The sequence below is a fragment of the Nocardia sputorum genome (assembly GCF_027924405.1).
Taxonomy (GTDB): domain Bacteria; phylum Actinomycetota; class Actinomycetes; order Mycobacteriales; family Mycobacteriaceae; genus Nocardia; species Nocardia sputorum.
In genome coordinates this window covers 1,280,563-1,301,529 of sequence record NZ_AP026978.1, presented here as the reverse complement: position 1 = coordinate 1,301,529, position 20,967 = coordinate 1,280,563, and the positions used below count along the sequence as shown (strand labels likewise).

19 protein-coding genes, 1 other RNA gene and 1 pseudogene are annotated in these 20,967 nt (G+C 68.8%); 10 read left to right on the top strand and 11 right to left on the bottom strand.

Annotated features, from left to right (window positions below; genetic code table 11):
• Positions 1-246: 246 nt before the first annotated feature.
• Positions 247-1,152 carry an EamA family transporter gene (locus tag QMG86_RS05830; protein WP_281878131.1) on the top strand — a complete coding sequence of 302 codons (906 nt, stop codon included), beginning with the start codon at positions 247-249 and terminating at the stop codon, positions 1,150-1,152.
• Positions 1,153-1,182: 30 nt separating this feature from the next.
• Here QMG86_RS05830 and QMG86_RS05825 read toward each other — a convergent pair whose 3' ends face one another.
• Positions 1,183-2,070: a helix-turn-helix transcriptional regulator gene (locus QMG86_RS05825; RefSeq protein WP_281878129.1), complete on the bottom strand. Its 888-nt coding sequence runs from the start codon at positions 2,068-2,070 to the stop codon at positions 1,183-1,185.
• A gap of 101 nt (positions 2,071-2,171) precedes the next feature.
• Between QMG86_RS05825 and QMG86_RS05820 the strand changes: the two genes are divergently transcribed.
• Together QMG86_RS05820 and QMG86_RS05815 are read left to right on the top strand one after the other, a co-directional pair.
• A complete protein-coding gene (locus tag QMG86_RS05820) occupies positions 2,172-2,921 on the top strand; it encodes an SDR family oxidoreductase (protein ID WP_281878128.1) in 750 nt (249 codons plus the stop codon).
• Between the two features lie 32 nt (positions 2,922-2,953).
• Entirely contained in the window at positions 2,954-3,112 is a 159-nt protein-coding gene (locus tag QMG86_RS05815) for a hypothetical protein (RefSeq protein ID WP_281878127.1), read from the top strand.
• A gap of 479 nt (positions 3,113-3,591) precedes the next feature.
• On the opposite strand, the gene QMG86_RS05810 is transcribed toward QMG86_RS05815, so the two are convergent.
• Positions 3,592-4,476 (bottom strand): phosphotransferase, encoded by an 885-nt coding sequence (locus tag QMG86_RS05810; protein WP_281878126.1) that lies wholly within the window; start codon positions 4,474-4,476, stop codon positions 3,592-3,594.
• Between the two features lie 335 nt (positions 4,477-4,811).
• On the opposite strand from QMG86_RS05810, the gene QMG86_RS05805 reads away from it, so the two are divergent.
• Positions 4,812-5,501: a DUF899 domain-containing protein gene (locus tag QMG86_RS05805; protein WP_281878125.1), complete on the top strand. Its 690-nt coding sequence runs from the start codon at positions 4,812-4,814 to the stop codon at positions 5,499-5,501.
• 192 nt (positions 5,502-5,693) lie between these two features.
• On the opposite strand, the gene ssrA is transcribed toward QMG86_RS05805, so the two are convergent.
• Positions 5,694-6,064: a transfer-messenger RNA gene (gene ssrA, locus QMG86_RS05800) on the bottom strand.
• 185 nt (positions 6,065-6,249) lie between these two features.
• Positions 6,250-6,333, bottom strand: a pseudogene (locus QMG86_RS05795) (hypothetical protein); the annotation flags it as partial.
• Between the two features lie 417 nt (positions 6,334-6,750).
• Here QMG86_RS05795 and QMG86_RS05790 point away from each other — a divergent pair.
• Positions 6,751-8,064, top strand: coding sequence for an ABC transporter substrate-binding protein (locus QMG86_RS05790; protein ID WP_281878124.1), 1,314 nt, complete (start codon positions 6,751-6,753; stop codon positions 8,062-8,064).
• A gap of 38 nt (positions 8,065-8,102) precedes the next feature.
• Positions 8,103-9,374: an ABC transporter substrate-binding protein gene (locus QMG86_RS05785; RefSeq protein ID WP_281878123.1), complete on the top strand. Its 1,272-nt coding sequence runs from the start codon at positions 8,103-8,105 to the stop codon at positions 9,372-9,374.
• 161 nt (positions 9,375-9,535) lie between these two features.
• Here the strand turns inward: QMG86_RS05785 and QMG86_RS05780 are convergent, their stop codons facing one another.
• The 5 genes from QMG86_RS05780 to recQ form a co-directional block, all read right to left on the bottom strand.
• On the bottom strand, positions 9,536-10,399 hold the full coding sequence (locus QMG86_RS05780) for a DMT family transporter (protein ID WP_281878122.1): 864 nt from the start codon (positions 10,397-10,399) through the stop codon (positions 9,536-9,538).
• Positions 10,396-10,869, bottom strand: a complete 474-nt coding sequence (gene smpB / locus QMG86_RS05775; RefSeq protein WP_040868858.1) for an SsrA-binding protein SmpB — start codon at positions 10,867-10,869, stop codon at positions 10,396-10,398. Before smpB ends, QMG86_RS05780 begins: the two co-directional genes overlap by 4 nt.
• Positions 10,870-10,925: 56 nt before the next feature.
• On the bottom strand, positions 10,926-11,168 hold the full coding sequence (locus QMG86_RS05770; protein ID WP_281878119.1) for a WLR motif membrane protein: 243 nt from the start codon (positions 11,166-11,168) through the stop codon (positions 10,926-10,928).
• 67 nt (positions 11,169-11,235) lie between these two features.
• Positions 11,236-12,315 (bottom strand): metallophosphoesterase, encoded by a 1,080-nt coding sequence (locus tag QMG86_RS05765; protein ID WP_281878117.1) that lies wholly within the window; start codon positions 12,313-12,315, stop codon positions 11,236-11,238.
• Positions 12,316-12,391: 76 nt separating this feature from the next.
• Entirely contained in the window at positions 12,392-14,275 is a 1,884-nt protein-coding gene (gene recQ / locus QMG86_RS05760) for a DNA helicase RecQ (protein ID WP_434086158.1), read from the bottom strand.
• Positions 14,276-14,463: 188 nt separating this feature from the next.
• On the opposite strand from recQ, the gene QMG86_RS05755 reads away from it, so the two are divergent.
• Positions 14,464-15,435, top strand: a complete 972-nt coding sequence (locus QMG86_RS05755) for an NHL repeat-containing protein (RefSeq protein WP_281878114.1) — start codon at positions 14,464-14,466, stop codon at positions 15,433-15,435.
• Between the two features lie 222 nt (positions 15,436-15,657).
• Here the strand turns inward: QMG86_RS05755 and hisN are convergent, their stop codons facing one another.
• Positions 15,658-16,443, bottom strand: a complete 786-nt coding sequence (hisN, locus tag QMG86_RS05750; protein WP_281878113.1) for a histidinol-phosphatase — start codon at positions 16,441-16,443, stop codon at positions 15,658-15,660.
• Positions 16,444-16,687: 244 nt separating this feature from the next.
• The gene (locus QMG86_RS05745) at positions 16,688-17,284 is read right to left on the bottom strand and encodes an NADPH-dependent FMN reductase (RefSeq protein ID WP_281878112.1); all 597 of its coding nucleotides are present in this window, start codon (positions 17,282-17,284) and stop codon (positions 16,688-16,690) included.
• A gap of 139 nt (positions 17,285-17,423) precedes the next feature.
• On the opposite strand from QMG86_RS05745, the gene QMG86_RS05740 reads away from it, so the two are divergent.
• The 3 genes from QMG86_RS05740 (at position 17,424) to QMG86_RS05730 (ending at position 20,958) form a co-directional block, all read left to right on the top strand.
• On the top strand, positions 17,424-18,284 hold the full coding sequence (locus QMG86_RS05740; protein ID WP_281878111.1) for a helix-turn-helix transcriptional regulator: 861 nt from the start codon (positions 17,424-17,426) through the stop codon (positions 18,282-18,284).
• A 697-nt stretch (positions 18,285-18,981) separates the two neighbouring features.
• The gene (gene prfB / locus QMG86_RS05735) at positions 18,982-20,097 is read left to right on the top strand and encodes a peptide chain release factor 2 (protein ID WP_281878110.1); all 1,116 of its coding nucleotides are present in this window, start codon (positions 18,982-18,984) and stop codon (positions 20,095-20,097) included.
• Entirely contained in the window at positions 20,098-20,958 is an 861-nt protein-coding gene (locus tag QMG86_RS05730) for a mechanosensitive ion channel family protein (RefSeq protein ID WP_281878109.1), read from the top strand.
• The last annotated feature ends 9 nt before the right edge of the window (positions 20,959-20,967 follow it).

Genomic DNA, 20,967 nt, shown 5'->3' with positions numbered 1-20,967 from the left:
TGCCGCACGACCCCACCACCGCTGCTCGCCCGTCGACCTCATGAGCCTGCTCGATGCGAGATCCGAACAGTGCGGCAATCTCCTGGCACGCGCAGGTTCACGGCGGCACGACCAGAGCTGTTCGCGCTCGATCCCGCGCCCGCTCTGCCGCTTATCGACATCCATACCGTGCCGCCGGGAGGTCATGTCACCCCCGCGTGATTGTGTGTCCGAAGGTCTTCCCGAGAACGACGGAGGTGCGGCGTGGTGGCGATCGACTTCGAGCGGATGGTGCGCGGAGCGAGGCCGGTGTCGGTCTGGCGTTCGATCGCCGCTCAGGGGCTCGGTGGCGTACCGCCGACGGCGCTCGTGCTGGCGGGCATCGTCAGCGTGCAAGTGGGCGCGGCGGTGGCGAAGCAGCTGTTCGCGGCGACCGGCGCCGCCGGGGCGGTCACGCTGCGGCTGGTCTTCGCCGGAATCGTCCTGCTGGTGATCTGGCGATCCGCGCTTCGGGTGGCGCGCGGCGCCCTGCCGGTCGTGCTCGGGTACGGGGCGGTGCTCGCGCTGATGAATCTTTCGTTCTACGAGGCGATCGATCGGATTCCGCTCGGGATGGCGGTGACCATCGAGTTCCTGGGCCCGCTGACCGTCGCGCTGGCCGGATCACGCCGCTGGATCGACCCGCTGTGGGCGTTGCTCGCCGGCGCGGGCGTGCTGCTGCTGACCCGGGCGGACGGCGAGGTGAACTGGGCCGGTGTGCTGTTCGCGCTGGCCGCGGCTGCGTGCTGGGCGGGCTACATCCTGCTCAGCGCCGCACTCGGCGAACAGACCAGTGGCGGCGGCGGGCTGGCGCTGGCCATGGCGTTCGGCGGACTGGTCATGCTGCCGGTCGGCGTCGTCGACGCGGGCGCGGCGCTGCTGGAGCCGACCGTGCTCGCCGCCGGATTCGCAGTGGCGATGCTGTCGTCGGTGCTGCCGTATTCGGTGGAGCTGGAAGCGCTGCGGCGGATTCCGCCCCGCGTCTTCGGTGTACTGATGAGCTTGGAGCCCGCGGTCGCGGCGATCGCGGGCCTGGTCGTCCTCGGTCAGGTCATGAATCTCGGGCAATGGGCGGGCGTCGCGTGTGTGGTCGCGGCCTCGGCGGGGGCCACACGGACCGAAGCGAAGGATTGAGTCGGCGAGCGCTGCTCGACTCGTTCGCGCTCAGCCGTTTTGCCGAGACGCATCCGGTTGCCCGGCGTCACGGCGCTGTTCCCCAGTCGTCTCGGGATCCTCCGCGATCAGGCTGCCGAGCAGGGCCAGCGACCGCTCCGAGGGCGAGCCCGGTTCCGCGTGGTAGGCGATGAGCATCTGACCCGGCGCGCCGTTGACGCTGAACGTCTCATACGACAAAGTGAGGTCCCCGACCATGGGGTTGCGGAACTGTTTGACGCCCGCGGTCTTCACCCGCACGTCGTGGCGCGCCCACAGCTGCCGGAACTCCTCGCTCTTCAGCGAAAGCTCCCCGACCAGTTCGGTCAAGCGGGGATCGTCCAGGTCCGCGCCCGCGGTCGCGCGCAGGCTGGCGACGGTGTCCGCCGCGATGGTCGGCCAATCCTGGTAGACGTCGCGCGCCTCGGGATCGAGAAAGATCATCCGCACCTGATTGACCCCGGGGACAGAGCACGAGTTGACGGCGACCGCCAAGGGATTCGCCGCCAGCACGTCCAGGTATCTGCCCAGCACCAGCGCCGGAGTGTGCGGCCAGGCGTCCATCAGGCGCAGCAACCCCGGGGCGACGCGTTCGGGCCTGCGCGGAGCCCTCGATCGCTTGACGGTCGGCCGGGCCAGTTCCCGCAGATGCGCCGTACCCTCCTCGTCCAGCGCGAACACCCGCGCCAGCGACGCGATGACCTGCTCGGAGGGGTGCCGGTCGCGTCCTTGCTCCAGCCGCACGTAATAGTCGGCGCTCACCCCCGCGAGTAAGGCGATCTCCTCCCGGCGCAGCCCCGCCACCCGCCGCTGGCCGCCACCCGACATCCCGAAATCCTCCGGTCGGACCAGCTCGCGGCGCGCGCGCAGGAAGGCGCCCAGTCGATTGTCGGAATCCATGAACCGAGCGTAGGTCAGCCGCGCCTGCCCTGGGTGGCCCCGCGACTACCAGGAAGTCCGCAGCCTGTCAGGCGCGCTCGCCGGGACGGAAGGTAGTGGACATGACGAACAACCTCACCGGCCGCGTCGCGGTCGTCACCGGAGCATCGAGTGGAATCGGCGCCGCCACCGCGCGGCGGCTGGCAGCCGAGGGCGCCAAGGTCGCCCTGCTGGGCAGGCGCAAGGATCGCATCGAGGAACTCGCCGCCGAGATCGGCGCGGACGCGCTCGCGGTGGTCGCCGACGTCGGCGATCAGCTGTCCCTGCGCGACGCCGCCGCCACGGTACGGGCGGCGTTCGGACCCGTCGACCTGGTCGTAGCGAACGCGGGCGTCATGCTCGCGGCGCCGTTCGAGTCGGCGCTCACCGACGAGTGGGACCAGATGGTCGGCACCAACATCACCGGCCTGCTCTACACCGGGAGAGCTTTCATCGATGACCTGCTGGCCGCCGCGACCGGGGGCGGGAAAGCGGATCTGGTGCTGGTCGGCTCGATCGGTGGCCACACGGTCTTCCCCAATTACGCCGTCTACACCGCCACCAAGGCCGCGGTCGCGCATCTGACTCGCAATCTGCGGGCCGAGTTCGGGCCGCGCGGCGTCCGGGTGAAGAACATCGAACCCGGTTTCGTCGGCACCGAACTCGGCGCCGGGATGCAGGATGAGCAGCAGCGCGCCGGGCTGGAGCAGTGGCGCACGGCGATCGAGATCCTGACACCCGGCGACATCGCCGACGCGATCGCCTACTCCGTCGCCGTACCGCAGCACGTGAACATCGCCGAGCTCGTCGTCGTCCCTACCCAGCAAGGCTGAGACCCGGCACGTTCGCTGCTACAGTCCGGCGGATGACGGACGTTGCCCCGGTTCTGCGCCCGCGCCCGGCCCGAGGTCGCCGAGCCCTCGGCTGGCGCGACGCGCACCTGGGCAACGTCCCCGACACCCTCCTCTCCGTCCGTCCCCGCGACTCGTTCGACGTCCGCGCGGCGAGACTGTCGACGGCCTGATGGGCTTCGTCATGGTCGACCGGGACGAGGTCCACCAGGTCGATGTCAGCGCCAACCGATTCGTCTGTGTAGGGGGCGCGGCCGACAGCGTGGTGCTGATGCGGCCCCGCCGCGCAGTCCGTGGCACCAGCCTGGCCGCCCTGGTGCTCGCTGCCGCGAAACAGCGCGGACGAGCCGACGGCCACGACCGCGCGGGCCGGTCGTCACCATCAACACCCGGCGCTTGTACGCGAACCAGGGTCGACGAAGGCGCGTTCATGCATGCATCCGGCTACCCGAACCGGGCACGACGTAGGACGCGCCGGTGCCGCCAGGTGTCGAAGTCCGTCTCCATAATCTGCTGCGCGGGGCCGGGTGCCCGGTGTCGGCTCCCGGCTTATCGGCCCCGTTGTGGTTCCGGCCCCCGCTACACCGAACTGCTGCTCCGACGCGGTGTGCACTATGCGGGCACGCGATCCAGAAGCTGCCGATAGGAGTGCCTAGTCGAGGTCCGCCCACCCGGGCCAGGGCCGCATGCCCTCGTCACCGCGGATGTAAGCGAGGCGGCGCAGTGCCTGCCGCTGGTAGGCGGGATCGACGGCGGCGGCCCGCATCGACGCCAAGGCCATGCGGAACTCCTGGATATCGCGCAGCAGGTAGAAACCGTCCCAGCGCATCACGTCGCGTCCGTAGCCGGCGCAGAACTCGGCGTACTGCGCAGCGGTGATCTTCGCGGCGGTCCAGCACTCGATCGCCGTGTGCACCAGATCCCACTCCGGCGGGCCGATCATCGCCCGTCCGAATCCGGCCAGGATTACCTCGCCGTCGTCGCCGACCACCACGCCGTCGTCCCCACCCTGCACCACCGACCACGGCAGACCCCGCGGCAGCGCCTTCCAGCGGCCACGTAATTCCTCCAGGTGCTTGTGCAGCCACCGCCGGTCGTCCTCGGTCACCGTCCGCGCGGCGTCGATCTCGTCCGCTATCCGAGCCAGGGGCGACATCCTACGTAGCTCGAACCCGGGCAGGGGCAGCCGATGCAGCTGGGCGAGCGCCCTGGCGACCTCGCCGGGTTCACCGGGATGATGTGGCGGCAACTCCTGCCAAAAGGTCACCGGACGGCCGTCGACCACGACCGGCTGCGGAATATCCGGGACGACGCGCGCCGCGGGCACCCCACAGCTCTCCAGCCATTGCGCCACGGCGACTTCCCGCGCGGTCGCGAGCTTCTGTCCCCGCCCACCGATCCGCACGACGATCCCGCCGCGCAACCGGTAGACGCCCGGCACCTCGACCGGCTCGGCATCGCTCGCATCGATCCCGACGCTCACACATGCGGCACGCAGGATCGACCGCATGCCGTTACCCGCCACCCCGGCGGTCATGTCAGACCCCCGAGCCCTCTGTTCCCGCTCCGGGAGCAGAGGTACCGCATCTCGGCTTCGAGCATCATGGCAGCCATCCAGATACCGGGGGGCTAACACCCCATTTTCCCTGCTCAGTGGACATTACCCTCGGCATTCCACCACAGTCAGCAACCAAACAGAATCCGCCCGATTCGCCGCAATTAACCCTTTCCAGGCCGCCTCGAAAGGGCCGCCGGAACGCGGCGTTCCCGGGCATGGCGCCCGACAGGCAGCGGTCACCGATGAGTTCTGCTCGTGAGCCCGGTCTACACCTGTGCAACCCGCACCTCGTGAATACGGCCAGGGAGGACCCCATGAGCACTACGGCACTGCCGCCCGTCGTCGACGCCGACACCTGGCAGCGCGAACTCGAAGCGCTGCGCGTCCGCGAGAAGGCCGCGACCCGGGAACTCGACGCGATCGCCGCCCAGCGCCGCCGCCTGCCGATGGTCCGGATGCCCGACTACACCCTCGAAGGCGAGGAGGGGCCGGTCCGGCTGGTGGACCTCTTCCGCGGCATGTCCCAGCTGATCGTCTACCACCACATGTGGTTCCCGGGCGAGCAGTGGCAGTGCGGGGGGTGCACCGGCTTCACCTCGCAATTCACCCGATTGGAGTTCCTGAACAACTACGACGCCCGCTTCGTCATCGTCACCCAGGGACCGATCGAGGAGGCACTCGCCTACAAGCGGCGGGTCGGAAACAAGATGACCTGGTACTCCACGGCCAACAGTTCATTCGGCGCCGATGTCGGCGCACCGCCCGGCGGCGGCTTCGCGGTCAACGTCTTCCTTCGCGACGGCGACACCGTCTACCGCACCTGGCACACCAGCGGCCGCGGCACCGAACAACTCAGCCACTCCTTCGCCCTGATCGACCTGCTGCCCTACGGCCGCCAAGAGGAATGGCAGGACTCCCCCACCGGCTGGCCCCAATCCCCCACCTACAGCCGCTGGAGCAGCTCCCAGGACATCGCCGCAGCCTACGGCGACCCGAATGCGTGAAGTCGGCAGAACAGCGCCGCTCGCGGGAACTTACGTGAATAGCTGACAGAACCCCCGCATCACCACCCGACGCAACCACCGACCCGGGGGTCCGGGGGCGAAGCCCGCCGGGCGGGGCGTGGGGGTTGCACCCCCACAAAACACTCAGCTCCACCAAAAAGGCGAGTGCTCTCCACGAGCACTCGCCTCCATTGGTGGAGCTGCCGGGAATCGAACCCGGGTCCTCCGCCGCGTCTTCAGGGCTTCTCCGTGTGCAGTCCGCTGTGCCTCTACTCGGATCTCCGGGTCCCGCGAACAAGCCCGGATGACGATCCCAGTCGCTGTTCGATGTCCCGTCCTACTCCGCGACCGAGTAGGACGGTGAGCCCTCTAGCTGATGCCGGCACCGGAGCCGAGGGCATGCCCCGGGCCGACAGAGACGCTTCGCTGGTTAGGCAGCGAGAGCGTACTCGCGCTGATGAGAATCGGCGCTTAATTGGTTGCAACGACGCTTACGGTGGTCTCTTGCCTGCACCGACACGCTTCCCCTGAATCAACGTACGCAGTCGAAACCGTTCAGCCCCGTACGCCCCGGCGCCTTGCCGGGCTGTTCATGTTAACACCGCCGAGAGCGGGGATCATCCCGATAAAAGGCGGTGGCGTCGGCCACACCCGCGACCGTCCCGAACAGCGGCCGTCTGAGGTCGATCGCGCAGGTCAGCGGGGTGATACTGGTGCCACCGGTAGGGCGGGTCGCTGCCGATCCAGGGCGTGCGTAGTCCAGCGCCGCGGCGGGATCGTGCACGGAGCACGGGCCGGCGATCAGCGTCAAGCGATCATCCCCGCGGTTCAGCGGTCCGCCCGGCGGACCAGGTTTCGTCGAGATCGTACGAGCAGCGCACCGTCGGCCGGGCGCCCGAGCCGACACTAGGACCCCCGATGACATCCGACGCCGCACACCACACGCATCGGCACACTCGCGCTGTGCGTGCCCTACTACGACGGAGCACGCAGATGCTCGCCGCGTAGACCAGCGGCGGCCGGGCGCTCGGCGATCTCACCGCAGGCAGGCCCAGCAGCCGACATCGCACGATCGTGCCCGGGTCACAGCGCCGCCATCCCCTCGAGAGAACCGCGCCTTCGAGTACCCCCACCCTTCCCGGATGCTGGTAGTCGATTCCCCGGGCCAGGCGACGAACCCGACTTACACTGCACGAGCCGTACGATCGGCTCTGAGCAGCGGATCTCGATTTCAGACTAAGGAAACACTTTGGCAGTTCGCACCATTCGGGACAGGTTGCTGCGCCTGTCCGCCCTCACCGTCATCGCCGGGCTCGTCCTGACCGGATGTTCCGCCCTGCGCGACAAGTCGACCGAAGCGATCGAACCGGGCGTCACCGCGGACCCGTGTCCGAACGCCGTGGACGCCCGCAAGGGGTGTATCTATCTCGGCGTATTGTCCGATCTGACGAGTGGGCCGTTCGCCGCGCTCGGCAAGGACATTCACAACGGCCAGCTGGCGTTCTGGCGGGCGGTGAACGAAGCGGGCGGAATCGGCGGCAAATACGAGGTGGACATCGCCACCTACACCGAGGACACGAACTACGATCTGCAGAAGCACGCCGAAGCTTACCGGCGGATCGAGCCGCACGTCCTCGCGCTCTCGATGAGCTTCGGCACCGTGCAGACGCAGAAGGTACTTCCCGAGATGGACGCGGCGAACATGACCGCCATTGCCGGAACCCTGTGGTCGGGGTGGCAATTCGAGAACAGCGACAAGGGTCTGCTGCTGGAGTCCGGCTATTCCTACTGTTCCGAGGCGATCATCGCCCTGGACTGGATCGCCGAGAACGAGGCGAAGCCGAACTCGATCGCCACGGTCAGCTATCAGGGCGATTACGGCGGCGACTACGCCACCGGCGCCAAGAAGTGGGCCTCCGCCAACCGTGTCGACATGGTGGCGCAGATCGACACCGAGCCGAACACCCAGATCGGCAACCAGGATGCCGCGGTCGCCAAGATCCTCAATGCCCGTGCGGACCTCGTGCTGCTGGCCACGGGCCCCGCGGAGGCGGGTGAGATCATGGGCAAGGCGGCGCTGGCCGGCTTCCCGGGCAGGTTCCTCGGCTCGGGCCCGACCTGGAACGGCGGGCTGCTGAAAAGCCCCGCCGCATCGGCGATCACCGCTCGCTACAATATGACTTCGCCGCTGGACGGCTGGGACGGCACCAGCGCCGGCGCCAAGAAGGCCAGGGCCTCGGCGACCAGGGAACCCTCCACCTGGGGCTACAGCGCGGGCTGGATGTTCTCGTATCCGTTGAAGGCGCTGCTCACCCGAGCGGTCAACGAGGGCAAGCTGACCCGCAAAGGCGTCCGTCAAGCCGTGCACGGCCTGCGCGTCGACTACGAGGGCGCGATTCCCGAACACATCTACGGCACGGCGAAACCCGACCTCGCCCGGCAGCGGGCGGTCATCGAAGCGCCGGATCAGACCGCGCCGCTGGGCGCGAAGACCCTGGCCACCAATTACCACGGCCCGACCCAGGACCGCATCACCCTCACCGAGCCCTGCGTGCAGCCGTAAGCGAGCGAGATATGCCTTTTCACCGTAATTTTCGTCGGTTGCTCCGTGTCGTAGCCGCTCCCCTCGCGCTCGGGCTGGTCCTGACCGGCGGCTGTTCGACCTCCTCGTCCCCCGCCGCCCCCGGCGTCACCCGGGAAGCGTGCCCCCACGCGATCCACCCCGGCAAGGGCTGTATCTATCTGGGCGTCCTGTCGGACCTGAACAACGGCCCCTTCGCTCCGCTCGGGAAGTCATTGCAGGAAGGGCAACTCGCGTTCTGGAACGAAGTGAACAAGCAGGGCGGTATCGGCGGCTACGAGATCGACATCGCGACCTACAGTCGCGACACCGCTTACGACCCGCGCAGGCACGTCACGGAATTCGAGAACGTGGCGCCCCATGTGCTGGCGCTCGCGATGAGTTTCGGCACCGCGCAGACGCTGGCCGTGCTGCACGAGATGGACGAGGCGGACCTGGTGACCGGGGCGGGCACGCTCTGGTCGGGTTGGCAGTACCGCTCCACCGACCGCGATCTGGTGCTGGACGACGGGTTCTCCTACTGCACGGAAGCCGTGCTCGGCCTGGACTGGTTCGCGCAGAGCTACTACCAGCCACGCACGCTGGGTGTGGTCGCCTACCGCGGCAATTACGGCGGCGACTACGCCAGCGGAGCGCTCAAGTGGGCATTGGACAACGGCGCGACGATCACCGCGCGGATCGACACCGGACCCAATCCCGAAGTCGGCAACCAGGATTACCCGGTCGCGGAGATCATGGCCGACCCGCCCGACGTGGTCCTGTTGGCCACCGGCCCGGCCGAAGCCGCCGAAATCGTCGGCAAATTGGCGAGATCCGGCTATACCGGCCGGTTCCTCGGGTCCACTCCGACCTGGAACAGCGCCCTGCTCAAGACGCCGGCCGCACCCGCGCTCACGGCGCTCTACAACTACACCTCGCCGTTCGACGGCTGGGACGGCACGAGCACCGGCGCCCAGCGCGCCAGGAACGCCGCGCCGAGCGAACCGACGAATTTCGGCTACAACCTGGGCTGGGCCATCTCGTATCCGATGAAAGCGCTGCTCACCAAGGCAGCCGAGACGGGCGGCCTCGACCGGCCGACCCTACGCAAAGCCCTGGCCGGGCTCACCGTCGATTCCGAGGGGATGGCCGCACCGCAGATCTACGGGCGGGAAGAACCCGACGTCGCGGCGCAGCGCGCGGTGGTCAACGTTCCGGACCCCTCCACGTCATTGGGTTCGCGCACCGTGGTCGCCGATTACCGCAGTCCCACCCTCAAGCGGATAGCGATGCGCGAGCCGTGCACGCGGTGATCCGCGGACTCGGCTCGCGCCGCCGACGACTCGAGCTGGCGGATTGGCTCTCGGGTCGGCAGGGGAACTCGGGCGGCGGCGATTCGCGGCCGTCGCCTGGGTGCCCGGCCTGCGATCCGGCCCGGTCCCGGGCGACGGCGCTCCCCCTCGACGATGCGGGCCTAAGCTGCGGCGATGAGCGCGACCGCGGCCAGCGCCAGCACCAGACCGGCCTGCTGCAGCCGGTGGACCCGCTCGCCGAGCAGCACCATCGCCATCAGCACGGTCACGGCCGGATAGAGCGAGCCGATCACGCTCACCAGCGACAGCAGCGATCCGTGGAACGCGTACAGCAGCGCCGCGTTGCTGATCACGTCCAAGGCGCTGATGTAGCAGGCCAGGCGCAGCGGTTCGCCGCGCAGCCGCCCGAGATCCCGGGCCGTCAAAGCGGTCAGCCATACCACCGCGGTAGCCGCGAGGCGCTGCATGAGCAGCGGCCACAGTCCCGAGTCCGCCGAAGTCTCGTGCAAGAAGACGAAGGCCAACCCGTACGCGGCGCCGGAGCCCACGGTCAGCGCGGCGACCTTGCGGGTGAATCGCAGTTCGCGGCCGCCGGTGATCTCCTCCGTCACGTCGTCCGGTGACTCCCGGCTCACCAGGAGCACCGCGACCAGCGCGAACACGATGCCTCCGAAGGCGAGCGGACCGGGGCGCTCGCCGGTCACCAGTCCGGCGAGTACCGGGATGCCCGCGACCAGCACCGCGGTCAGCGGAGACACCACCGCCATCGGACCGTTGGCCAGCGCGGCGTAGAACCACCACACCGCGACGCCGCTCGCGACACCCGTGGCCACACCCCACCACAGCGACGCGGCGTCCACGCTCCCCGGCACGAACGGAAGCAGCGCGAGAACCAGCAGCACCGAGAACGGATAGGAGTAGATGACGACGCGCAGCGCGGTCACCCGCCGCGACGCCACCCCGCCGTAGAAATCGCTCACGCCGTAGCCCACCGCGGCTGCCAGCGCGAGCAGGACGGCCGTCACCGCATGCCTTTGACCCGCCGTCCTAGTTCACGGGTGACCTCTCGCTCGGCGGTGCGCCGGGCCAAGTCCTGGCGCTTGTCGTAGTCCTGCTTGCCCCTGGCCAGCGCCAGCTCGACCTTCACCTTGCCGTCGGAGAAGTACATCGACAGCGGCACCAGCGTCTGATTGCCCTCCCGCGACTTGCCGACCAACCGCTCGATCTCGCGCTTGTGCAGCAGCAGCTTGCGCACCCGGCGCGGCGCGTGGTTGGTCCAGGTGCCGTGGCTGAACTCGGGGATGTGCAGCCCACGTAGCCACACTTCGCCGTTATCCACCGTCGCGAACGCGTCCACCAGCGAGGCCTTGCCCTCACGCAGGCTCTTCACCTCGGTGCCGACCAACGCGATCCCGGCCTCGTAGATGTCCAGGATCGTGTAGTTGTGCCGCGCTCGGCGGTTGGTCGCGATGACCTTGCGCCCCTTCTCCTTCATAACGGTCCACTTTAAGTGACCCGGCAACCGGATTATTCCCGCAGGTCGCGGACGCCCTAGCCGCCCTGGTGCAGCACGACGTAGAGCGCGAGGACGGCGAGGAACGCGACGAGCAGCGCCACGGTCGACAGCCGCGGTACGCCGGGACGCGGCGGCGGCGGACTGCGGCGCAGCCACACGTTCTCGACAGCCGGATCGGTCCTGCCGCGCACAAACGGCGGCGCGTCCGGGGTCTCACCTCCCACCGAGCCGATGGAGACATCGTCGCCCGCGTCGCTGGAACCCTCACCCGGTGCCATAGCCAGAACGGTAGCCGCCGCGAGGGCGCTGCGGCGCAATTCGGGCGCGGCGCAACACAGTTGGAACTCAGGCCAGACGCCGCCGGAACGCCTCGGCGGACGCGCCGGTCGCCAGGTCGACCGTGTGCACCTCGAGATCGACTCCGTCCTCGGTGAGCTCGAGGACCATGAAGCCCAGTTCGTGGTAGTTCTCGTAGAGCGCGCTGTGGCCCGCGCTCGCCGTGAGCCGTGGTTCGGCGCCGACCGTCTTCGCGGCCGCGCCGGACACGATCTGCCTGGTCCCCTTCGAGGTCGCCGTGGGCTCGAGCACCTGCAGCGAGTGATCGTGCCCGGACAGGAGGAACTGGCACCGGCCGATCACATGGTCTTCGATGAAGCGCCGCACGTGCACGCCGTTGATCGGCTCCAGTGACACGCCCTCGTAGCGGCCCGCGTCCCCGTGCGGACCGTTGTTCAGGTAGGGGTGATGGGTGCAGGCGATCTTCCACGTGGCGGGCGACTCGGCGAGGGCGCGATCGAGCCAGGCGCGCTGCTCGTTAATGAACTGACCGTCGACCGCCCAGTAGGGCGAGAAGACCGGCGGCAGGTAGGCGGCCAACGGGTTGACGTCGAGGACGAAGAATTCGACGACCGGGTTGCGCTCGGGGATCCGCACCGAGTAGTAGCGGCTCGGCATCCACCAGCGGCGGGAGTTGGCGTGGTACTCCACCTCGGCGTTGCCGCGCAGCAGCCACCCCCCGTCACCGCCGAGCACCGAACTGTTGTCGTGATTGCCCAGCACCATCAACCAGGGGAAATCCAGCCCGGCGTTGGGATTCTCGAATTTGTCCGCGAATTGGACGTCGGCCGCGCCGTCGGGCCCGTGCTCGTAGATGTTGTCGCCGAGCCCCAGTGCCAGCGAGACGGGGTCGCGGCCGTGGAGGGCGCGCATGGCGTCGGCGACCGCCCATTGGGTGCGGGTGCCGGTGCCCGCGTCACCGGTCACGAGCACCCGCACCCGGCGCTCGGCCGGGAAAGGGAACTTGGCGACCCCCTCGGCGACGGGCACCGCGTGCGCCGGCGTGCGCCCGACCACTGTCGCCCCGGCCGCGAGAGTGGCCGCACCGGTCAGGAACGCCCGGCGTCCGATCGTCTCGCTCCGACTCACGTTGTCCTCCACAGTCTTCGACGGCCGTGACCGCCGACCATCCTCGCCCACCGGTGACCCGCGTGACGGTAGCGCCTCATCCGGCGGCGAGCACTTCGAGCACCTGTTCGCCATATTTCGTGAGCTTGTTCTCGCCGACACCGCTGACGCCGCCCAGCTGGGCGAGGCTCGCGGGCTTGCGCGCCGCGATCTCGCGCAGGGTGGCGTCGTGGAAGACGACATAGGCCGGCACGCCCTGTTCCTTCGCGGTGGCCGCGCGCCATTCGCGCAACTTCTCGAACAGCGGCAGGTCGGTGGGTGCCAGGTCTACGGAAGCCGCCTTGGCGGCCTTCGCTGCCCGCGCGGGCTTGGTCGCGCGCTCGGGCTCGCGGCGCAGCAGTACTTGCCGCCCGTCGAACAGCACCTCGCTGCTTGCCTCGGTGAGCGTCAGGACCCCGTAGTCGCCGTGGACGGCCAGCAGCCCGTGCGCCAGCAGTTGCCGCACCACCCCGCGCCACTCCGTGTCGCGCAGGTCGGTACCGACACCGAAAACCTTCAGCTCATGGTGGTCGTGCTGCAGGACCTTGGGGTTCTTCTTCCCGAGCAGGATGTCCACGATGTGCCCTGCCCCGAAGCTCTGGCCGCGTTCGCGCTTCAGCCGCAGCACCGTGGACAGCAACTTCTGCGCGGCCACGGTGCCGTCCCAGGATTGCGGTGGGGACAGGCAGGTGTCGCAGTTGCCACAGGGCAAGCCGGGCTCACCGAAGTAGGCGAGTAGCTGGGTGCGCCGGCAGCCGACCGTCTCGCACAGCGCGAGCATCGCGTCCAGGTGCAGCTGGAGCTGGCGGCGGTGCGCGGCGTCCCCTTCGGAGGAGTCGATCAGCTTGCGCTGCTGCACCACGTCGCTGAGGCCGTAGACCATCCACGCCGTGGAGGGCAGCCCGTCGCGGCCGGCGCGGCCGGTCTCCTGGTAATACCCTTCGACCGATTTCGGCAGGTCGAGGTGGGCGACGAAACGTACATCGGGTTTGTCGATGCCCATGCCGAAGGCGATGGTCGCCACGACCACCAAACCGTCTTCGCGCAGGAAGCGCGACTGGTTCTCCGCGCGGGTGCGATTGTCCAACCCCGCGTGGTAGGGCACCGCGGTGACGCCGTTCTCGGTGAGGAACGCCGCGGTCTTCTCCACCGAGTTGCGCGAGAGGCAGTAGACGATGCCCGCGTCGCCGGGGTGTTCGGCGCGGATGAATTCCAGCAACTGACGCTCGGGGCGGTTCTTCGGCTCGATCCGGTACTGGATGTTGGGGCGGTCGAAGCTGGAGACGAACCGGCGGGCGGCACCCAGATCGAGCCGCTGGATGATCTCGTCGCGCGTCTTCTCGGTGGCGGTCGCGGTCAGCGCGATCCGCGGTACGTCCGGCCACCGTTCGTGCAGCAGGGAAAGACCCAGGTAATCGGGCCGGAAGTCGTGACCCCACTGGGACACGCAGTGCGCCTCATCGATGGCGAACAGCGCGACCTTGCCACGATCCAGCAGCTGCGCGGTGGACTCCAGCCGCAACCGCTCCGGCGCGAGATAGAGCAGATCGAGTTCCCCCGCGACGAATTGCGCCTCGATGGTCCGGCGCTCGTCGGGGTACTGGGTGGAGTTGAGGAAGCCCGCGCGCACGCCCAGCGCGCTGAGCGCGTCCACTTGGTCCTGCATGAGGGCGATCAACGGGGAGACCACCACCCCGACGCCGGGGCGCACCAGCGCGGGGACTTGATAGCACAGCGACTTGCCGCCGCCGGTCGGCATGAGCACCAGCGCGTCGCCGCCGTCGATCACGTGCTGCACGATCGCCTGCTGGTCGCCACGGAAGCTGTCGTAACCGAAGACTCGGCGTAGAACCTCTTGCGCCGCAACGGATCCGGCGTCCGAACCGGACACGACTTCGGTCGCTACAGCCGCGAAATCATCGGGGGGAGTCACCCGGCCCATCCTACGAGCGCTCGGATGACCGGTACCCGTTCGGCCGGGCGTTCGCCCTGCTGAGCCACCGAGTTGTCCACATGGGGACAACCCGAAACCGCAGCTTCCGGCCACAGCGCGCTGACCTGGGGTTTCCCGTCAATTGGGTGTGAGTTCCACGGCTTCCCGACCGATTTCGCGCTGTTATGTTGTCGCTCATGGCGAAAGGGATAGGGATCCGGGCATACGCGGCGGCGCTGAGCGCTGTCGCCGTGGTCGCCGGAGTCACCGCGGCGATGCCGGCGGCGTGGGCGGAGACGTTTCCCGCCCGGTGCTCGGACGGCTGGGAGACCACGACCGTCATCGAAGGAGTCGGCAATCTGGAGAATCTGGATTCCGACGGGCGAGGCGGGTTCTACGTGACCGGGCTCATGGACGGCTACCTGGCGCGCGTCGATCGCGCGGGACGGATGGAGAAGCTGGTCACCGACCTGCATCGCCCGGCGGGCGTGCGCGTCGCGGGGCGCTACGTCTACTTCCTCACCGGGGACGGGCTCAGCGAACCGCCGGGCACGTTGCAGCGCTACGACATCGAGACCGGCGCGGTACGCGTCCTGCTGACCGGGCTGAACGGGCCCAACGGCCTGTTGTCGCTGCCGGACGGCAGCCTGCTGTTCACCACCATCGGCCTGAGCGGTCCGAGCGGGATCTCGCGCTACTGGCCCGAGACCGGCGAGTACGAGCGGGATTGGTCGACGCTGCCGCCCTCCAACGGCCTCGCCCTGGCCGCGGACGGTGAATCCGTCTACGTCGACACCATGACGCTGCAGATCCTGCGCGTTCGGCTGGACGATCCGGCTCATCCCACCGTCGTCTCCGGGATCCCGGACCTCGTCGCGCTGCCCGACGACATGGAGGCCACCCGGGCGGGGGCGCTTTTCGTCGCCGATCACGTGCTCGGCGCCGTCTATCAAGTCGATACGACGACCGGCGCCACCTGCGCGATCATCACGGGCTTGATCAAACCCGGCCCGATGCGCAACCCGCCGGACGGCGCCACGTCGGTGCGCATCGACCGCGACGGAGACTCCTGGGCGCTGTTCGTCACCAGCATGGACGGCACCCTGCGCCGCCTGCGCCCGCCGGCGGGGATGGATCTCACTCCCGCGACTCCGGCCCGTGCCGGATAGATCGGAACGGCTGGCGGAAGCCGGAGTCGCCGGGTTGCACGCATCCGGCGAAAGTGGTCGAAACGCGCCCGTCGTGGCGGCTGCCACTATTCGGCGCGCACCCGCTCGGCGCGGTACTCGCCGTCGCGTGCACGGCCATGACCGCGAACGCCGACCACCTCGCGCCTGCGTGATCGGCCGATGAAGGTTTCCCCGGAGCGCAGGATCGGCGAAACGGAGCCCTCAGCCGCGCAGGCGGTCGAGGACCTCGTCGTGCAACAGGCCGTTGGTGGCGATGGCGTCGCCACCGTGCGGCCCTGGCTTGCCGACCAGCGAGGAGAAACGTCCGCCCGCTTCGCGGACCAGGATGTCCAGGGCGGCCAGATCCCAGAGGGAGACCTCCGGTTCGGAGGCGATGTCGACGGCGCCTTCGGCGAGCAGGCAGTAACTGAAGAAATCGCCGTAGCCGCGCACGCGCCACACGTCGTCGGTCAAGGTGATGAACTGCTCGCGCAAGCCGCGCTCGTGCCAGCCGGACAGACTGGAGAACGCCAGGCTGGCCGAGCCCAGCTCACCGACGGCGGAGACCGAGATCCGCTCGCTCGCCTGCCCCTCGAAGCTCGACCACGCCCCTGATCCCGCGGCTGCCCACCAGCGCCGGACCAGCGCCGGCGCGCTCACCACGCCCACGACCGGTTCGCCGTCCTCCAGCAGCGCGATCAGCGTCGCCCAGATGGGCACGCCGCGCACGAAGTTCTTCGTGCCGTCGATCGGGTCGATCACCCATTGCCTTCCGCTGAATTCGGCGGCGCCGCCGAATTCCTCACCCAGCACCGCGTCGTCCGGCCGGGCTTCGGCCAGCACCTGCCGGATCGCCTGTTCCACGGCGAGATCGGCGTCCGACACCGGAGTCAGGTCCGGCTTAGCGTCGACCTTCAGATCCAGCGCACCGAAGCGAGCCCGGGTGATCGCGTCGGCGGCATCGGCCAGTCGCAGGGCGAGTTCGAGATCGGAGGAGTACACAGCCACGCCTCGCACCCTATCGGTCCGCCTGGTCACGCCATTCCGTACCAGTGTGGGGCAGGTCACGACCCAACGGCAACGGACGCGGACGCAACGTGCGTCCGAGGCCCGGGCAGGCCTCGGTGTGCCTGGCGTAATACCGCCACCTCATCGGCTCGCTGCCCACAGTCGCTGACCGAGGCGGCAGCGAACGACGACTGTCCGTACTGCGCCCGCTACCGCAATCGGCGGCTGTACCGGCTTCGCGCCGTCATCCCACAGTCTCCAGCGACCGCGCCGCTGCCAGCGCGCTCGCCCACCAGTGCAACTGGTCGAGCATCGCCGTCGCGGCGGCCGCCGGCTCCTCGGGCTCCCGCAACTTGCCCTCCTCGTCGAAAAGCAGGTAGTACCGCGGGAACGACACATAGTTGCGGACGGTGTGCGCGTTGAGTTCGTTGAAGATCTGCCGCATGTGCTCGATGGCGAGCAGGCCACCGGAGGCTCCGCTGTAGCCGACGAAGCCGATCGCCTTCGCGTCCCACTGCGTGAAATGCCAGTCGATGACGGCCTTGAGCGACGCGGGGATGCTGCGGTTGTAGTCGGGCGTGACGATGACGAAGGCATCGGCGGCCGTGAGCCGCCGCGTGAGGTCGGCCATGCCGTCGGGGCGCTGAGGGTTCGGATCCATCGCGGGCGGCACGGCGGGCAACTCCAACGGAATGTCCGCCTCGGCCACATCGATGACGTCCACCTCGAACAGACCGTGCCGGCGTGCCTGCTCGGTGAACCACGAGGCGACGACGGGCCCGAAGCGACCTTCCCGGACGCTGCCGATGATCACCGCGAGCTTCAGTGGGGCGTTGGACATGCTGTTCCTCCTCAGGTGTCAACGGCCCGGGCGGGCCGCTCACTCAATCTGCTGCCCCGCGTGCCGCCCAGGGAGACCGCCGTAAGAGTGGTAGTGGCAGGGACACCCTGAGGGCGTTTCGTCTTGTTAGGTTCGGACTGTGAGCGACAACGAACTAGGGCTTTTCCTGCGCACCCGCCGCGAGGCGGTGACGCCCGCCCAGGTGGGCTTGCCCACCGGTGCGCGGCGACGCACCCCGGGATTGCGCCGCGCCGAGCTGGCCACCTTGGCCGGAGTGAGCGTCGAGTACGTCACGCGCCTCGAGCAGGGGCGCGACCGGCGGCCCTCGCCCCCGGTGCTGTCCGCGCTCGCGGACGCCTTGCGGTTGAGCCCCGCCGAGCGCGTCCACCTGCACCGGTTGAGCAAGTCGGTGGACAGCGGGTTCACCTGCATGGGCGACGCGCAGCCGCTGCGCGAGGTGCGACCGACGGTGCGCGCGATCCTGGACCGGCTCGAACCCGCGCCCGCCGTGGTGGTCAACCGCCTGACCGAAGTGCTCGCCCACACCGACGGTTACCACCGGCTGATGGCGCCGACCGGGCTCTTCGACGGACCTGGCACCCCGCCCAATCTGGCGCGTTTCGTCTTCTGCCGACCCGGCGCACGGGATCTCTACGCGGATTGGGACCACGTCGCCGATGAGATGGTCGCCACATTGAAGCAGGGCCCGTTCCGCGCCGACGCGCACATCGCCGCCTTGGCCGACGAGCTCACCGTCACCGTGGGCCCGGCCTTCGCCGACCGGGTGGACACCGTGCCGAGTTTGGCCGCCGCCACCGGCGTCACCCGTCTCGCCCATCCGGAGGCCGGATCGCTGCGCCTGGCCTACGAGTCCCTCGAGCTCTCCGCGGACGACGACCAGCGCGTCATCGTCTATCTCCCGGCCGACGACGCCACCGCCGCGGCCCTCGACGCACTCGCCGGTCGCCGCCCCGGCGGTTTGCGCGCGGTCTCGGGCTGAGCGGAGGTACCGCGAGACTCGCTCGGCAGACCCACAACCCACGGTCGGGGTCGGGGGGCGCATATCGACTGGCCGCAACCCTGGCGGACGACTGGATCGATTGGCATGGTGTCCCAGTGCCGAGCCGATCGCCGCGCAATAGAGAACAGTCGTCTCGACGCTCCGCCGGTCCTGCGAATGGTGACTTGCTCTCGCCCGTTCCCCGATACCGGTTCCGACCGCTCGGCACCGCGAGAGCGGCTGCCGGTCGAGATCGACATTCCGATCCCCAGCCGAACGCGAACGTGAGCGGCGTCGCGCGACTCGCTTGCCGGCGACCAGTCGCACGGACTCCGCTCACGGCGAACACGCGGCGGAAAGAGTGCGGTTCGACACACCGCCCCCGCCCGGTACCCGCGCGATCGGCGAGACGACGGATGCGCCCGACCGGTATCCCTCGGGCGGAGGAGCGGTCACCTCCGCCGCGAAATCCAAACCCGAACTGCGCCAAGCACCGTCGCCGTTTAGGGTAGGAACTCATGAGGCGTACGTCACAGCACAGCCACCCGGCGGCGGCCGGGAAGCGAGTGCATGACGTCCCGGCGATCCGCCGTTTCGGCCAGCGCCCGGCGCAGGCCACCCGCGCCGACGCCGCCCCCGGTCATCCCGCGTGCACTCGTGTGCTGCCGTCACGGAGAGGCAGCTAGGCTTGACGATCGTGCATCCTGACGTTTCCGCTGATCTCGCCGAACTCGACGCCACCCTGAAGACGGTCGAATCGGTCCTCGACATCGACGAGCTCCGCCGTCGTATCGACGAGCTCGAACATCAGGCCGCCGACCCCGACCTGTGGAACGACCAGGACCACGCCCAGCGGGTGACCAGTGAGCTGTCGCACGCCCAGGGTGAACTGCGCCGGGTGGAGGAGCTGCGCCAGCGGCTCGACGACATGCCGGTGCTCTACGAGCTGGCCGAGGAGGAAGAGGGCGAGGCCAAGGCCACCGCGCTCGCCGAGGCCGACGCCGAGCGCGCCGCGCTGCGCAGCGACGTGGAGGCGATGGAGGTCCGCACGCTGCTGTCGGGCGAGTACGACAAGCGCGACGCGCTGGTGAACATCCGCTCCGGCGCCGGTGGCGTGGACGCCGCCGACTGGGCCGAGATGCTGATGCGCATGTACATCCGCTGGGCGGACCGGCACAAGTACGGCGTCGAGGTCTACGACACCTCCTACGCCGAGGAAGCGGGCATCAAGAGCGCCACCTTCGCGGTGAAGACGCCTTACGCCTACGGCACGCTGTCGGTAGAGATGGGCACGCACCGGCTGGTTCGCATCAGCCCGTTCGACAACCAGGGCCGCCGCCAGACATCCTTCGCGGAGGTCGAGGTGCTACCCGTGGTCGAGACCACCGACCATATCGAGGTGCCCGAGACGGAGATCCGCGTCGACGTGTACCGCTCGTCGGGCCCCGGTGGCCAGAGCGTCAACACGACCGACTCCGCGGTCCGCATTACCCACCTGCCCACCGGCATCGTGGTCACCTGCCAGAACGAGAAATCCCAGCTGCAGAACAAGATCTCGGCCATGCGCGTGCTGCAGGCCAAGCTCTTGGAGCGCAAGCGGCAGGAAGAGCGCGCGGAGATGGACGCGCTGAAGACCAACGAGGGCGCGTCCTGGGGCAACCAGATGCGCTCCTACGTGCTGCACCCCTACCAGATGGTCAAGGACCTGCGGACGAACTACGAGGTCAACAATCCGTCGGCGGTGCTCGACGGCGACATCGACGGGTTCATCGAGTCGGGTATCCGCTGGCGAATGCGAGAGCAGGGAAGCTAGATGAATGTCGCGGGAATCCAGGCGATCGCTTCCACCGGTTTCACCACGTGGCTACGCGGTTCGGGCCTGGAGATCGTGCTGCTCATCCTCGGCGCCATCCTGTTCAGCCGGCTCGCCACGTACCTGCGCGACCGGGTCACCCGCCGGATCGACGCCGGATTCCGCAGCAGCGACGCGCTGGTGCGCACCGAGGCTGCCAAACATCGGCACGCGCTGGCCCAGGTGATCACGTGGGTGGTGCTGACCATCGTCTACGTGCTGATCACCATGGAGGTGCTGCGGCGGCTCGGCTTCGCCGTCACCGGGTTGGTCGCGCCCGCCGCGGTGCTCGGCGCCGCGCTCGGTTTCGGCGCGCAGCGCATCGTGCAGGACATCCTCGCCGGGTTCTTCCTGATCACGGAGCGGCAGTACGGGTTCGGCGATGTGGTCCGGATCGCGGTGACTGGAGCCGCGGAGCAGGCGGAAGGTACGGTCGAGGACGTCACGCTGCGGATCACTACGCTGCGCAACGCGGACGGTGAGGTGATCACGGTGCCCAACGGGCAGATCGTGAAAGTGACGAACCTGTCCAAGGACTGGGCGCGCGCCGCGATCGACGTGCCGGTGGCCGCCAGCGCTGACATCACCAGGGTCAACGAGATCCTGCACGAGGTCGGTACAAAGGCGTACGAGGATGCTCGGTTGAAGCCGTTGCTGCTCGACGAGCCCACCGTCATGGGTGTGGAAGACCTCACCGTCGACCAGATGAACATCCGAATGGTTGCCCGAACGTTGCCGGGTAAACAGTTCGACGTCGGACGCGAGCTGCGGGTGCGAGTCGCCGCGGCGCTGCGCCGGGAGGGAATCAGTGAGACCACGTAGATCCACGGC

Bases quoted from the DNA above. Each gene is read 5' to 3' on its own strand.
- QMG86_RS05730 (WP_281878109.1), top strand. From the start codon at position 20,098: ATGAATGTCGCGGGAATCCAGGCGATCGCTTCCACCGGTTTCACCACG.
- QMG86_RS05815 (WP_281878127.1), top strand. From the start codon at position 2,954: ATGACGGACGTTGCCCCGGTTCTGCGCCCGCGCCCGGCCCGAGGTCGC.
- smpB (WP_040868858.1), bottom strand. From the start codon at position 10,869: ATGAAGGAGAAGGGGCGCAAGGTCATCGCGACCAACCGCCGAGCGCGG.
- recQ (WP_434086158.1), bottom strand. From the start codon at position 14,275: ATGGGCCGGGTGACTCCCCCCGATGATTTCGCGGCTGTAGCGACCGAA.
- QMG86_RS05745 (WP_281878112.1), bottom strand. From the start codon at position 17,284: ATGTCCAACGCCCCACTGAAGCTCGCGGTGATCATCGGCAGCGTCCGG.
- QMG86_RS05805 (WP_281878125.1), top strand. From the start codon at position 4,812: ATGAGCACTACGGCACTGCCGCCCGTCGTCGACGCCGACACCTGGCAG.
- QMG86_RS05825 (WP_281878129.1), bottom strand. From the start codon at position 2,070: ATGGATTCCGACAATCGACTGGGCGCCTTCCTGCGCGCGCGCCGCGAG.
- QMG86_RS05820 (WP_281878128.1), top strand. From the start codon at position 2,172: ATGACGAACAACCTCACCGGCCGCGTCGCGGTCGTCACCGGAGCATCG.
- QMG86_RS05770 (WP_281878119.1), bottom strand. From the start codon at position 11,168: ATGGCACCGGGTGAGGGTTCCAGCGACGCGGGCGACGATGTCTCCATC.
- QMG86_RS05755 (WP_281878114.1), top strand. From the start codon at position 14,464: ATGGCGAAAGGGATAGGGATCCGGGCATACGCGGCGGCGCTGAGCGCT.
- QMG86_RS05810 (WP_281878126.1), bottom strand. From the start codon at position 4,476: ATGACCGCCGGGGTGGCGGGTAACGGCATGCGGTCGATCCTGCGTGCC.